The organism is Ancalomicrobiaceae bacterium S20, assembly GCA_040269895.1.
In the GTDB taxonomy this organism is placed as follows: domain Bacteria; phylum Pseudomonadota; class Alphaproteobacteria; order Rhizobiales; family Ancalomicrobiaceae; genus Methyloraptor; species Methyloraptor flagellatus.
Genome location: CP158568.1, coordinates 3535073 through 3548746, shown reverse-complemented (window position 1 = coordinate 3548746; position 13674 = coordinate 3535073). Strand labels below are relative to the sequence as shown.

The window sequence follows — 13674 nt, the reverse complement described above, 5'->3', positions numbered from 1 at the left end:
AGCGCCACGATCCCGAGCGGGCTCGACCGCGCGTGTCGGACGCGGCACTCTCGGCGCCCGCGATGCCCCCAGCCGACCCGCGTTCTCCCCGTTTTCGAAGAGGCGATCGATGAACATCCTGCTCGTGATGGCCGACCAGATGGCTCCGGCATCGCTGCCGTTCCACGGCCACAGGCTGACGCAGGCGCCGAACATGATGGCGCTCGCGGATCGCGGCGTCGTCTTCGACAGCGCCTATTGCAACAGCCCGCTCTGCTCGCCGTCGCGGGCGGTGTTCATGTCGGGCCGGCTGCCGTCGAAGACCGGCGCCTACGACAATGCGGCCGAGTTCCGCTCCGACATCCCGACCTTCGCGCATTACCTGCGCCGCGCCGGCTATCGGACGGTGCTCTCCGGCAAGATGCACTTCTGCGGCCCGGATCAACTCCATGGCTTCGAGGAGCGGCTCACCACCGACATCTATCCGGCCGACTTCGGCTGGACGCCCGACTGGGACCATCCGCACGACCGGCCGAGCTGGTATCACAACATGAGCTCGGTCACCGACGCCGGGCTCTGCGTGCGTACCAACCAGATCGACTTCGACGACGAGGTGATCTTCGCCGCCGAGCGGCAGATCTACGACCACGCCCGTGGCGATCGCGCCCGGCCGTTCTGCATGGTGGTGTCGCTGACCCACCCGCACGACCCTTTCGCGATCCCCGAGAAGTGGTGGAACCTCTACCGTCACGACGACATCGACCTGCCGAGCCACGGCCTCGATCGGGAGGCGATGACTCCGCATGAGCGGCGCCTCTACCATGTCTGTGATATGGCCGGCGCCGAAATCACCGAGGACCATATCCGCAACGCCCGCCGCGCCTATTACGGCGCGATCTCCTATGTCGACCACAACATCGGCCGGCTCCTGACCGCGCTCGACGAGACGGCGCTCCGCGACGACACGATCGTGATCGTGACCTCGGACCATGGCGAGATGCTCGGCGAGCGCGGCTTCTGGTACAAGATGAGCTGGTTCGAGGGCGCGAGCCGCGTGCCGCTGCTGGTCTCGGCGCCGGGCCGGTTCAAGGCCGGTCGCGTGGCGCAGTCGGTCTCGCTGGTCGACATGCTGCCGACGCTGGTCGAGCTGGCGCAGGACGGCCGGCCGGGGCGGTACGCGAGCGAGATCGAGGGCCGCAGCCTGCTGCCACACCTCGCCGGCACCGGCGGCCACGACGAGGTGATCGGCGAATACCTCGCCGAGGGCGCGGTCGCGCCGCTGATGATGATCCGCCGCGGCACGCAGAAATTCGTCACGAGCCCCGCCGACCCCGATCAGCTCTACGATCTGGCGGTCGATCCCGACGAGCGCGTGAACCTCGCGGACGACCCGACCTTCGCGACCGATCTCGCCGCCTTTCGGGCCGAGGCCGCCGCGCGCTGGGACTTCACGGCCCTCGACAAGGCCGTGCGCGAGAGCCAGCGCCGCCGCCATACGGTGGTCTCGGCCCTTTCGATCGGCACGCCGGCGCCCTGGGATTTCCAGCCGCACACCGATGCGAGCCGCTCTTATATCCGCAATCACATGGACCTCGACGATCTGGAGGCCCGGGCGCGTTACCCGCGCGTGAAGGGATAAGGAGCGGGGATGGGCCGACCGATCGGGACGTCGCGTGGCGTCCTGCCGATCGATGGCACAGCTTGCGCCGGCGCAAGAAATTTCGAGACGACGCGCCGTCTGCCCATACTTTATGCATGACCTGATATGCGTTTGACGGATATCTGCCCTGTTTATGTAATTTTGCTGACGGAACCGTCATCCCCCTACCTTCCGCCCCGTTGCGCTCGGCCGGGACGCGTGTAATTTCCGGAACATAGAACAAGCCGCCGGAAAGGCGGCGGTCTAAACGGGTAGGAGCGCACATGAAACTCGGGCTTTCCATGGCCATGGCGGCCATGCTCTACGCCGGTTCGGCTCTCGCGGCTGAACCGATTAAAATCGGCCTCAGCGGGCCGTTCACCGGCGGCTCCTCGTCGATGGGCGTCAGCATGCGCGACGGCGTCAAGCTGGCGGTCGGCGAGATCAACAAGGCGGGCGGCGTGCTCGGCCGGCAGATCCAGCTCGTCGAGCGCGACGACGAGGCCAAGAACGAGCTCGGCGTCCAGATCGCCCAGGAGCTGATCAACAAGGAAGGCGTCGTCGCCACCGTCGGCTTCATCAACACCGGCGTGGCGCTGGCCGCCCAGCGCTTCTACCAGGAAGCCGAGATCCCGGTCATGAACAACGTCGCGACCGGCTCGGTCGTGGCCAAGCAGTTCCTGCCGCCGGAGCACAAGGCGAACTTCATCTTCCGCAACGCCGCCAACGACACCATCCAGTCGTCGATGATCGCGGAAGAGGCGGTGAAGCGTCAGGGCTTCAAGAAGCCGGCGATCCTGGCGGACTCGACCAACTACGGCCAGCTCGGCAAGACCGACCTCACCAATGCTCTCGCCAAGATGAGCATCACGCCAGTCGCCACCGAGAAGTTCAACATCGGCGACACCGACATGACCGCGCAGCTCCTGCGCGCCAAGGAGGCCGGCGCCGACGTGATCCTGACCTATGCGATCGGTCCGGAACTGGCGCAGATCGCCAACGGCATGGCCAAGCTCGGCTGGAAGGTGCCGATGATCGGCTCCTGGACGCTGTCGATGGCGAGCTTCATCGATACCGCCGGCGCCAACGGCGACGGCGCGATGATGCCGCAGACCTTCATCCAGCTGCCGACCACCGCCAAGCGCAAGGCCTTCATCGAAGGCTACCAGAAGGCCTATGGCGTCGATCGCATCCCCTCGCCGGTCTCCGCCGCGCAGGGCTACGACTCGGTCTATCTGCTCGCCGCCGCGATCAAGCAGGCCGGCTCGACCGACGGCCGCAAGATCAAGGACGCGCTCGAGAACCTGAACGAGAAGGTCGAGGGCGTCGTCACGATCTACGACAAGCCGTTCTCGGCGACCGATCACGAGGCGATCTCCTCGAACATCCCGGTCTTCGGTCTGGTCAAGGGCGGCCGCGTCGTGCCGGCCCACCCGGAAGACATCGAGGGCGACAAGGCCGTCCGCATCAAGCCGAAGGCCTGATCCACCTCTCGCCAAGGCATGAATGCCCGGGCCGGCCATTGCCGGCCCGGAGCGTCACGGCGGAGCCGCGTGTCGGCACCGGCGCGCCCTTCACGACGATCGCCTGCGGCCGGCACTTGTCCCGCCGCGCTTGTCTGCCCGCCGCCCCTTGGAAGCTGGCCCCCTGGAAAGCTGACCAATGTCCATTCTTCTGCAGCTCATCGTCAGCGGCATCGCCGTCGGCATGATCTACGGCGTCATCGCCTTCGGCTACCAGATCACCTTCGCGACATCGAAGACGCTGAACTTCGGCCAGGGTGAAGCCCTGATGCTCGGCGCACTGGTCGGTCTGACCACGGTCAATTTCCTGATCGGCGCCGGCCTCGGCAATTTCGGCGCCTATGTGCTGATGATCCCGATCCTGCTCGCCTTCGGCGCCCTGCAGGGCACGGTGGTCGAATGGCTCGGCGTGCGCCAGGCGATCAAGACCAAGTCCGAAGCCGGCTGGATCATGGCGACCATCGCGCTCGGCATCATCTTCAAGAACCTCGCCGAGAACATCTGGGGCCGCGACGCGCTGCGCTTCCCCTCGCCGCTGCCCGAGGCGTCGCTGAACATCGGCGGCATCCGCATCCAGCCGATGGAGATCGCCATCGTCGTCGGCGCGATCGCGATGATGCTGGCGGTCGAGTTCTTCAACCGCAAGACCGTCTACGGCAAGGCCGTGGTCGCGACCGCCGCCGACCGCGACGCCGCCGGCCTGATGGGCATCGACACGAGCCGGGTGATCACCTTCTCCTATGCGCTGTCCTCGATGACCGCCGGCCTCGCCGGCGTGCTGGTCGCGCCCGTGACGCTGACCGGCGCCACCATGGGCGCCGTGCTCGGATTGAAAGCCTTCGCGGTCGCGATCATCGGCGGCCTGTCCTCGGGCCTCGGCGTGGTCGTCGGCGGCCTGATCCTCGGCATCACCGAGACGCTGACCGGCTTCTACATCTCGACCGGCTACAAGGACGTGCCCGGCCTCGTCCTGCTCCTCCTCGTCCTTTCCGTGAAGCCGTCCGGCCTGTTCGGCAAGGCCACGATCAAGAAGGTCTGATGCCGATGCGGTCTCTCCTCTGGCTTCTCGGCATCGCCGTCGTCGCGATCCTGCCGCTCCAGGTCTCCAGCCCCTATTACCTGCACTTGCTGGTCACGATCGCGATCTTCTCGATCCTGACGCTCGGCCTCGACGTGGTGTTCGGCTACACCGGCGAGGTCTCGATCGGCCACGCCTCGCTGCTCGGCGTCGGCGCCTATGTCGCCGGCACGCTGTCGATGCATTTCGGCATCGGCTTCTGGCCGGCGCTGCCGCTGGCGATCGTCGTGACGGCGGCCTTCGGCGCGCTGCTGGCGCTGCCGGCGCTGCGCGTCACCGGCCCCTATCTCGCCATGGTGACGCTCGCCTTCGGCACCATCGTGCAGATCCTGATCAACGAGATGGTCGACGTCACCAACGGCCCCCTGGGCATCAAGCTGAGCACGCCGCTCTTCGTCGACCTGCGCGCGTGGTCCGACACGTTCCCGATCTTCGATATGTCGCTGAAGCGGCTGAAGGAGGTCGAATATTTCTGGATCGCCGGCTCGGCGCTGCTCCTGACCATCCTGGTCATCAACCGCGTGCTCGCCTCGCATTACGGCCGCGCCTTCGAGGCCCTGCGCGACAGCCCGATCGCCTCGGACTGCATGGGCGTCAGCGTCTACAAGCACAAGGTCATCGCCTTCGTGCTCTCCGCCGGCCTCGCCGGTCTGGCCGGCAGCCTGTTCGCCTATTCGGAGCAGTATATCGCGCCGAACAACTTCTCCTTCGATCTCTCGGTGCAGTTTCTGCTCGCGGTGACGATGGGCGGAAGAAAATCGCGGCTCGGGCCGATCCTGGGCGCGGCGATCATCGTCTATCTGCCGAACCTGCTCGCCGACATCGAGCTGTTCCGGCTGGTCGCGGCCGGTATCGCCGTGATCGCGGTCGTCGTCGGCGGCGTCTCGATGTGGCGGCATCCGGAGACCCGGCTGCGGACCGCGATCGCGGTCGGCCTCTGCCTCGGCTTCTTCGTCTTTGCCCGCCTGCTGCAGAACGTCACCGACTACAAGTTGACCGTCTACGGCCTGATGATCCTCTTCGTGGTCTACTACCTGCCCGAAGGCATCGTCGGCTTCCTCAAGCGCTCGCTCGCCGCGCTGCCTTTCGTCCGCGCCGGCCGGCGCAATCTGGCGGCCGGCGCGCGTGCCGACGAGAAGGCCGCCTGGGCCGCGGAAGCGCCCAAGGTTGCGGCCGGCGAGGCGCTTCTGAAGGTCGATCGCGTCGTGATGCGCTTCGGCGGCCTGAAGGCGCTCGACGGCGTCGACCTCGCGGTCATGCCCGGTACGATCCACGGCCTGATCGGGCCGAACGGCTCGGGCAAATCGACGATGATGAACGTGCTGACCGGCATCTACGTGCCGACCGATGGCGGCATCGCCTTCGAAGGCCGCTCGATCGTCGGCCTGAAGTCACCCGAGATCGCGCTCGGCGGCGTCGCGCGCACGTTCCAGAACGTCCAGCTGTTCGGCGAGCTGACGCTGATCGAGAACGTGCTGGTCGGCCTGCACCACACCTATCGCAGCGGCTTCTTCGGCGTCGCCGGCGGCATGCCGCTCGCCCGTCGCGAGGAGAAGGCGGCGCGAGCGCGCGCTCGGCCTGCTCGCTTTCGTCGGCCTCGCCGATCTCGCCGACGAGGAGGCGCGCAACCTGCCCTACGGCAAGCAGCGCCTGCTCGAGATCGCCCGCGCGCTGGCGCTCGAACCGAAGCTCCTGCTGCTCGACGAGCCGGCCGCGGGCCTGACCGCGCCGGACATCGTCGAACTGGTGCAGATCATCCGCAAGATCCGCGACCACGGCATCACCGTGATCCTGATCGAGCATCACATGGACGTCGTCATGAGCATCTGCGACACGGTCACCGTGCTCGACTTCGGTCAGAAGATCGCCGAGGGCAAGCCGGCGGCCGTGCAGTCCAACCCGCGTGTCGTCGAGGCTTATCTCGGCGGCGCAGCGGCCGCGTGACGGGGAGGGCACCATGCTCGAAGTCGAAAACCTCGTCGCCGCCTATGGCAAGGTCCGCGTGCTGCACGGCCTGTCCTTGAAGGTCGAGAAGGGCACCTGCGTGGCGCTGATCGGCTCCAACGGCGCCGGCAAGACCACGACGCTGCGCGCCATCTCCGGCATGATCCAGCCCGAGAGCGGCCGGATCTCGCTCGGCGGCGAGAACATCGCCGGCCTGCCGAGCCACCGCATCACCACGCGCGGCCTCGCGCATTCGCCCGAGGGCCGGCGCGTGTTCCCGACCCTGTCGGTCGCCGACAACCTGCTGCTCGGCGCCTATCCGCGCCTGACCGGCAAGCGGCCGAAGGGTGACATGCAGGCCGACTACGACCGCATGTACGACCTGTTCCCGCGCCTGTCCGAACGCCGCAACCAGCTCGCCGGCACGCTCTCCGGCGGCGAGCAGCAGATGCTCGCCATGGCGCGCGCGCTGATGCTCCGGCCCGAGGTGCTGCTGCTCGACGAGCCGTCGATGGGCCTCGCGCCGAAGCTGGTCGAGGAGGTGTTTCACACCGTCGCCCGGCTGAAGCAGGCCTCGATCACGATGCTCCTCGTCGAGCAGTTCGCGGCCGCCGCGCTGGAAGTCGCCGACTACGGCTATGTGCTCGAGAACGGCAAGCTCGCGACCTCCGGCCCCGCGGCAGTGCTGCGCAACGACCCGGCCGTGAAGGCCGCCTATCTCGGCGGCGCGCATTGAGCGGCGAGAGGTCTAAACTGGTCGGCACGATGCGGGATCGTCCCCAGGATGTGCGCGAGCCGCGGCCTCTCACCCTCTCGGCGTCATCCCCGGCGGCCCGTAGGGCCGGAAAGGGGACCCAATCCACCGTGCCGGTGGCGTGGCGGATGGGATGGATACCTGAGGGCGAGGTGTAGCGGCGCCGTCTTCCCCCTGGGGGTCGGAGCGCGTCGAGAGGTGGATTTGGTCCCCTTTCCCTCGCTTCGCTCGGCCGGGGATGACGCCGAGAGGTGGGCGGTTTTTCGCCATGCTCGCGCTCGCCGCCCATGACGCCCGCCTCTAAGGCGGCCGTCGTGCCCGTGGCCGTCCGTCAGCCCGCGACCACCCGCGCCCGATCGCCGCGCGCCAGCCGCATCGCGACGATGAGGCCGGCGAACAGCAGCACGCCGATCAGCGTCGCGACTCCCGCCCAGCCGTCGAGCGACCAGAACACGCCGCCGAGCGTGCCGAGCGCGCCGGATCCGAGGTAATACGAGAACAGATAGAGCGACGAGGCCTGCGCCTTGGCGGTCGTGGCATTGGCGCCGACCCAGCTGCTGGCGATCGAATGGGCGCCGAAGAAGCCGAAGGTCAGCACCGCCATGCCGGCGATGATCGCGAGCAGCGACGGCACGAGCGTGAGCAGGAGACCGCCGAGCATGAGCAGCAGCCCGACCGACAGCAGCGGCCCGCGCCCGTAGCGGGAGGTGAGACTGCCCATCCAGGCCGAGGAAAAAATGCCGATCAGATAGACGGCATAGATCAGGCTGACCGAGCCCTGGCCGAGCGAATAGGGCGGCTCGATCAGTCGATAGCCGGCATAATTGTAGACGCAGACGAACGAGCCGAGCAGCAGGAAGCCGATCAGGAACAGGCCGCGCTGGCGCGCATCGGCGAGATGGAGCCGGAAGCTGCCGGCGAGCGCGGCGAGCGACGGCTGCGAGCGACGGAAATGGCGCGAGGCCGGCAGGATCTTCGCCAGCAGCAGCCCGCAGGCGAGCCCGATCGCGCCGACGGCGAACAGGCCGGCCTGCCAGGACACCAGTTCGGTGACGAGCCCCGCGACCGCGCGGCCACCGAGCCCGCCGACCGCGCTGCCGCCGATATAGAGCCCCATCGCCAGCCCGACCGCGCCGCGATCCATCTCCTCGCTCAGGTAGGCCATGGCGACCGCCGGCAGCCCGCTGATCGCAAGCCCGATCAGTGCGCGGAGCAGCACCAGATCGTGCCAGTCGCGCGCGAACATCGTGGCGATGGCGAGCAGGGACGACAGCACGATTGAGCCGACCATCATCGGCTTGCGGCCGGCGATCTCGGAAACGGCGCTGGCGATGAGCATGGCGAAGGCGAGCACGCCGGTGGTCGCCGACAAGACGAGGCTGCTCGTCGCCGGCGTGACGCCGAAATGCGCCGAGAACGACGGCATCAACGGCTGCACGCAGTAGATCACCGAGAAGGTCGCGTAGCCGGCCGCGAACATCGCGAGATTGGTGTCGCGGAACCGCCGCGTGCCGCGCCGGATCGGGCCGTCGTCGAGACGGTCGGCCGTGACAGACGGGGCGGTGTCAGCGCGTGCGAAAGCGGCCTCGGCAGCGGCCGGGGAGGCGGTGGAGGACATGGGACGACGATCTCGGGGAGCTGGAAAAGGCCGGCGAAGGGCCGCGCCGTTGCTCCAGATATGGATTTCACGATCGATATTGTCCAATATCAATTCGGACCCGATCGATAGGCTGGCCGTATGGATATCCGGCATCTCCGCTCTTTCGTCGTGCTGGCGGAGGAGCTGCATTTCGGCCGCGCCGCCGATCGGCTCGGCCTGTCGCAGCCGCCGCTGAGCCAGCAGATCCAGGCACTCGAGGCCGATCTCGGCGCGGCGCTGTTCGCGCGCACCAGCCGCCGGGTCGATCTGACCGACGTCGGCCGCATCTTCCTCGCGGAGGCGCGCGCCGCCATCGACCGCTTCGATCGTGCGGTCGCCGCCGGCCGACGCGCGGCCAAGGGCGAGCTCGGCGAGATCCGCATCAGCTTTACCTCGTCGGCGCCGCTCTCCGACGCGATGCCGGGCCTGATCCGCGCGTTCCGCCACGCGCGGCCCGACGTGCATCTGACCCTGCAGGAGATGCTGAGCCAGCACCAGCTCGCGGCCTTGCGGGAAGGCACGATGGACGTCGCCTTCCTGCGCGGACCCGGCGACTTCGTTGCCGGCGACACGTCGATCGAGACCATCGAGCTCGGCCGCGAGGAGGTGCTGCTGTTCATGGCCAAGGGCCATCCGCTGGCACAGACGCCAGCCGATCGGCGGATCGACATGCGCGAGCTCGCCGGCGAGACTTTCGTGCATTTCGCACGCGAATCCGGCGCGACGACCTATGCGCAGCTCTATGAACTCTGTCGTGCGGCGGGCTTCGAGCCGGTGATCGCGCAGGAGGCCCGCGAAGCGGCGACGCTGATCAGCCTCGTCGCCGCCGGCCTCGGCCTGACCCTGCTCGCCACCTCGTTCCGCGCGATCGATCTGCCCAACGTCGTGACGCGCCGGCTGGCCGAGCCCGCCCCGACGCTGTCGACCTGGATCGCCCACCGCCGCGGCGACACCGCGCCTGCGGTTCGCGCCTTCGTCGAGACGGCGCGGAGACTGGCCTGATCAGGCCGAAAACGAAAAGGCCCGCATTCCGGAGAACGCGAGCCTCATGCAGTAGTTATCCGGCTAATCGATCGCGGGGCCTCGCGCAAGCGGCGCCTCAGCGCCGCTTCGGCTCCGGAATGCCCTTGGTCAGGAACGGCCTGCCGCCCGTGCCGGCGCGCGCGGGCTTGCCCTTGGCGCCGACGCGCCGGCCCTCGCCGTTCTGGCCCGTGCCGGCCGGTTGCCAGGACGGAATCAGATGATGCTTGCCCGGCCCGATCAGGTCGGCGCGGCCCATGGCCTTCAGCGCCTCGCGCAGCAGCGGCCAGTTTTCCGGATCGTGATAGCGCAGGAACGCCTTGTGAAGCCGGCGCTGGCGCAGGCCCTTGACCGTCTCGACCGCCTCGGAGGCGCCGCGCCGGACCGGGCGCAGCGGATTGAGGCCGGTGTGGTACATCGCCGTCGCCGACGCCATCGGCGAGGGCAGGAAGGTCTGCACCTGATCGGCGCGAAAACCGTTGGTCTTCAGCCAGATCGCGAGGTTCAGCATGTCCTCGTCGGTCGTGCCCGGATGGGCGGCGATGAAGTAGGGAATGAGAAAATACTTCTTGCCCGCCGCCTGCGCCGCCCGATCGAACAGGTCCTTGAACCGGTCGTAGGCGCCCATGCCGGGCTTCATCATCTTCGAGAGCGGCCCTTCTTCGGTATGCTCGGGCGCGATCTTCAGATAGCCGCCGACATGGTGGGCGACGAGTTCCTTCACATAGGCCGGGCTCTTGATCGCCAGATCGTAGCGCACGCCCGAGGCGACCATGACCTTCTTGACGCCCGGCACCGCGCGCGCCTTGCGATAGAGCTCGATCAGCGGATCGTGGCTCGTGTCGAGGCACTTGCAGATGTCGGGGTAGACGCAGCTCGGCCGCCGGCACAGTTCTTCCGCGCGCGGGTCCGTGCAGCGCATGCGGTACATGTTGGCGGTCGGGCCGCCGATGTCCGAGATGATGCCGGTGAAGCCTTCCGTCTTGTCGCGGATGTGGCCGATCTCCTTGATGATCGAGTCCTGCGACCGGCTCTGCATCACACGGCCTTCGTGCTCGGTGATCGAGCAGAACGAGCAGCCGCCGAAGCAGCCGCGCATGATCGTCACCGAGAAGCGGATCATCTCCCAGGCCGGGATCTTCTGGCCGTCGTAGATCGGATGCGGTGCGCGGGCGTAAGGCAGGTCGTAGACCGCATCCATCTCCGGCGTCTCGAGCGGGATCGGCGGCGGGGTCAGCCAGACCTCCTTGTCGCCGTGCCGCTGCACGAGCGCGCGCGCATTGCCCGGATTGGCCTCGCGGTGCAGCACGCGCGAGGCGCGGGCATAGGCCTGTGGATCGTTCTCGACCTGCGCGAAGCTCGGCAGGCGCACGACCACCTTCTCGCCCTTGACGCGCAGACCCTCGTTGGCGTCGTCGAGATCGTCGGCCGGCGCCTCGGTCCAGCCCTCCGGCACGGCGGGCTTCAGCAGCGCGACGCCGCGCACGTCGTCGCAATCGGCCGCCGCGGTGCCCTTGGCGATGCGATGCGTGACCTCGACGAGCGCGCGCTCGGCGTTGCCGTAGAGCAGGATGTCGGCCTTGGCGTCGATCAGGATCGAGCGGCGCACCTTGTCCGACCAGTAGTCGTAATGCGCGATGCGCCGGAGCGAGGCCTCGATGCCGCCGATCACGATCGGCACGTCGCGATAGGCCTCGCGGCAGCGCTGCGAATAGACGATGACGGCGCGGTCCGGCCGCTTGCCGCCCTCGCCGCCGGGCGTGTAGCTGTCGTTGTGGCGAATGCGACGGTCCGACGTGTAGCGGTTGACCATCGAATCCATGTTGCCGGCGGTCACGCCGAAATAGAGGTTCGGCTTGCCGAGCGCCTTGAACGGATCGGCGCTCTGCCAGTCCGGCTGCGCGATGATGCCGACGCGAAAGCCCTGCGCCTCGAGCAGGCGGCCGATGATCGCCATGCCGAAGCTCGGATGGTCGACATAGGCGTCGCCGGTCACCAGGATGACGTCGCACGAGTCCCAGCCGAGCAGATCCATCTCGGCGCGCGACATCGGCAGGAACGGCGCGGTGCCGAACCGATGGGCCCAGTGCTTGCGATACGAGAAGAGCGGCTTTGCTTGTTGCATAGGTCTTTCTACTGAGATCGGGCCGGCGCGTCCAGCGCGGGCAGCGGCATCAATCGCGTTGCACCGCTGCACGCGGTGCGCTGGCCGACGATGATGCCTGGATCTCGGTAAAAGGACCGACAAGTGCGCCGGAATTCGGGCCGACTGCGCAAGGCGGCACCAAATTCCGGCGCAGAGCGCCTCAGCGCGGCGCGAGCCGCTGCATCAGCCGGGTGGCGATCTCCGGCGTGCGCGGGCCGAAGGCGAGCAGGTCGCCGCCGTCCATGCTGACGAGCCGCTTGTCGCGCGCGGCCGGCGTCGCGGCGAAGGCGGCGAGGCCGAACACGCGATCGGCATCGAGCGGCTCGGCCCCGTTCGCCATGGTGACCACCACATCCGGCGCCGCTTCGATGACGGCCTCGTCGGTGAGTGGCTTGTAGCCGTCGAACGAGGTGGTTGCGTTGACGCCGCCGGCGAGCCCGATCATCGCGTCGGCGGCCGTGCCGCGCCCGGCCGCCATCGGCCGGCCGTTGACGAGCCCGATCAGGAACAACACGCGCGGATGGCGCGGCAGCGCGGCGCGCGTGGTCGCGAGCGCGTCGAAGCCCTGGCGCGTGCGCGCGGCCAGCGCCGCTGCCTGATCTTTCCGACCGACGGCCGCCCCGATCGCCTCGATGCGCGTGGCGACGCCCTCGGGCGTGTACGATTCCTCGACCGCCACGATGCGGACGCCGGTCTGCCCGACCAGATCCAGCACCTCGCGCGGACCGGCGCCGGCGACAGCGACGATCATGGTGGGCTTGAGCGACAGCAGTCCCTCGGCCGACAGCTTTCGGAAATAGCCGACGTTCGGCTTGGTCTTCAGCGCTTCGGGCGGAAAGCTGCTGGTCGTATCGACGCCGACGATCGCATCGGCCATGCCGAGATCCCACAGGATCTCGGTCGCGGCCGCGCCGGCCGCCACGATCCGCCCGGCTTCGGCGGGCTTTGCACCGGGCGCCTCGGCGGCGATGGCATCGATTGGAGGGACGAGAGCGAGCGCGACGAGAAGCGCGCGGGCGCGCTGGAGGATGGGGCTCATGGGGGGGCCTTTCGGGGAGGGGCAGCCGGCCGCCTCTGCGAGGTCCGGGTGGGGGAGATGACTTTGGGTTAGGAGGACGGGTCGGGTTCAAGATCGAAGCGCCGGCACTTCCCAGAACTGCGGCGCGACCACCGGCACGGCGCGTGCGCCGACCGTCGCGGTCCGGCGCACGATGCCGAACACGCGAGCGAGCATCGCCTCGGTCACGGTCGCCTCGGGCGGCCCGTCGGCGGCGATGCGGCCGTCGTGGACGACGACGATCCGGTCGGCGAAGGCCGCGGCGAGATTGAGGTCGTGCAGCACGGCGACGACCGCGACGCCGTCGTCGGCGACGCGCCGCACCGCCTGCATCAAGGTGATCTGATGCGACAGGTCGAGGCTCGCGATCGGCTCGTCGAGCAGCAGCGCGCGGCGTTGCTCCTCGGCGCTGCCGGCCTCGAGCTGCGCCAGCGCCTTGGCGAACAGCACGCGCTGGCGCTCGCCGCCCGACAGGGTCGAGACGTCGCGCGCGGCGAGATGGAACACGTCTGCGGCCTCGAGCGCCCGCGCGATCGCCCGCCGGCGCAGGTCCGGGGAAGCACGCCGCCCGACGCCGTCGAAGCCGAGGCCGACCACATCCGCGACGGGAAACGAGAAGCCGATGGCGGTCGACTGGCTCATGACCGCACGCATGGCTGCGAGCCGCCAGTCCGGCAGCCGCCAGGCCTCGGTGCCGTTCCAGAGCACGCGGCCGCGGCTCGGATGCACCTCGCCGGCCGCGATCCTGAGGAGGCTCGTCTTGCCCGCGCCGTTCGGCCCGGTGACGGCGACGCATTCGCCGGACCGGACTGTGAGCGAGAGATCCGCGACGATGGTGCGCCCCGCGACCTCGTGATGCACATGTTCGAGCGCCAGGACAGGGGTTTCAGTCATG

The 13674-nt window shown here is 68.5% G+C and carries 10 protein-coding genes and 1 pseudogene; 7 read left to right on the top strand and 4 right to left on the bottom strand.

Going from position 1 to position 13674, the window contains the following annotated elements:
- Positions 1–109 precede the first annotated feature (109 nt).
- From betC to ABS361_16075, 6 genes and pseudogenes are all read left to right on the top strand, one after another.
- A complete protein-coding gene (gene betC / locus ABS361_16100) occupies positions 110–1618 on the top strand; it encodes a choline-sulfatase (protein ID XBY43591.1) in 1509 nt (502 codons plus the stop codon).
- A 284-nt stretch (positions 1619–1902) separates the two neighbouring features.
- On the top strand, positions 1903–3102 hold the full coding sequence (locus ABS361_16095; GenBank protein XBY43590.1) for an ABC transporter substrate-binding protein: 1200 nt from the start codon (positions 1903–1905) through the stop codon (positions 3100–3102).
- A gap of 178 nt (positions 3103–3280) precedes the next feature.
- The gene (locus ABS361_16090; GenBank protein XBY43589.1) at positions 3281–4180 is read left to right on the top strand and encodes a branched-chain amino acid ABC transporter permease; all 900 of its coding nucleotides are present in this window, start codon (positions 3281–3283) and stop codon (positions 4178–4180) included.
- Positions 4180–5721: pseudogene (locus ABS361_16085) on the top strand (ATP-binding cassette domain-containing protein). The gene ABS361_16090 and the pseudogene ABS361_16085 overlap by 1 nt, the downstream one beginning before the upstream one ends.
- Positions 5717–6163 carry an ATP-binding cassette domain-containing protein gene (locus tag ABS361_16080; GenBank protein XBY46914.1) on the top strand — a complete coding sequence of 149 codons (447 nt, stop codon included), beginning with the start codon at positions 5717–5719 and terminating at the stop codon, positions 6161–6163. Before ABS361_16085 ends, ABS361_16080 begins: the two are co-directional and overlap by 5 nt.
- A 13-nt stretch (positions 6164–6176) precedes the next feature.
- Positions 6177–6899, top strand: coding sequence for an ABC transporter ATP-binding protein (locus tag ABS361_16075; protein XBY43588.1), 723 nt, complete (start codon positions 6177–6179; stop codon positions 6897–6899).
- Positions 6900–7248: 349 nt separating this feature from the next.
- Here ABS361_16075 and ABS361_16070 read toward each other — a convergent pair whose 3' ends face one another.
- Positions 7249–8535, bottom strand: coding sequence for an MFS transporter (locus ABS361_16070; protein ID XBY43587.1), 1287 nt, complete (start codon positions 8533–8535; stop codon positions 7249–7251).
- Positions 8536–8655: 120 nt separating this feature from the next.
- On the opposite strand from ABS361_16070, the gene ABS361_16065 reads away from it, so the two are divergent.
- Positions 8656–9558: a LysR family transcriptional regulator gene (locus ABS361_16065; protein ID XBY43586.1), complete on the top strand. Its 903-nt coding sequence runs from the start codon at positions 8656–8658 to the stop codon at positions 9556–9558.
- 97 nt (positions 9559–9655) lie between these two features.
- Here ABS361_16065 and ABS361_16060 read toward each other — a convergent pair whose 3' ends face one another.
- The 3 genes from ABS361_16060 to ABS361_16050 form a co-directional block, all read right to left on the bottom strand.
- Entirely contained in the window at positions 9656–11701 is a 2046-nt protein-coding gene (locus tag ABS361_16060) for a YgiQ family radical SAM protein (protein ID XBY43585.1), read from the bottom strand.
- A gap of 181 nt (positions 11702–11882) precedes the next feature.
- A complete protein-coding gene (locus ABS361_16055) occupies positions 11883–12761 on the bottom strand; it encodes an ABC transporter substrate-binding protein (GenBank protein XBY43584.1) in 879 nt (292 codons plus the stop codon).
- Between the two features lie 87 nt (positions 12762–12848).
- A complete protein-coding gene (locus ABS361_16050) occupies positions 12849–13673 on the bottom strand; it encodes a heme ABC transporter ATP-binding protein (GenBank protein XBY43583.1) in 825 nt (274 codons plus the stop codon).
- Position 13674 lies beyond the last annotated feature (1 nt).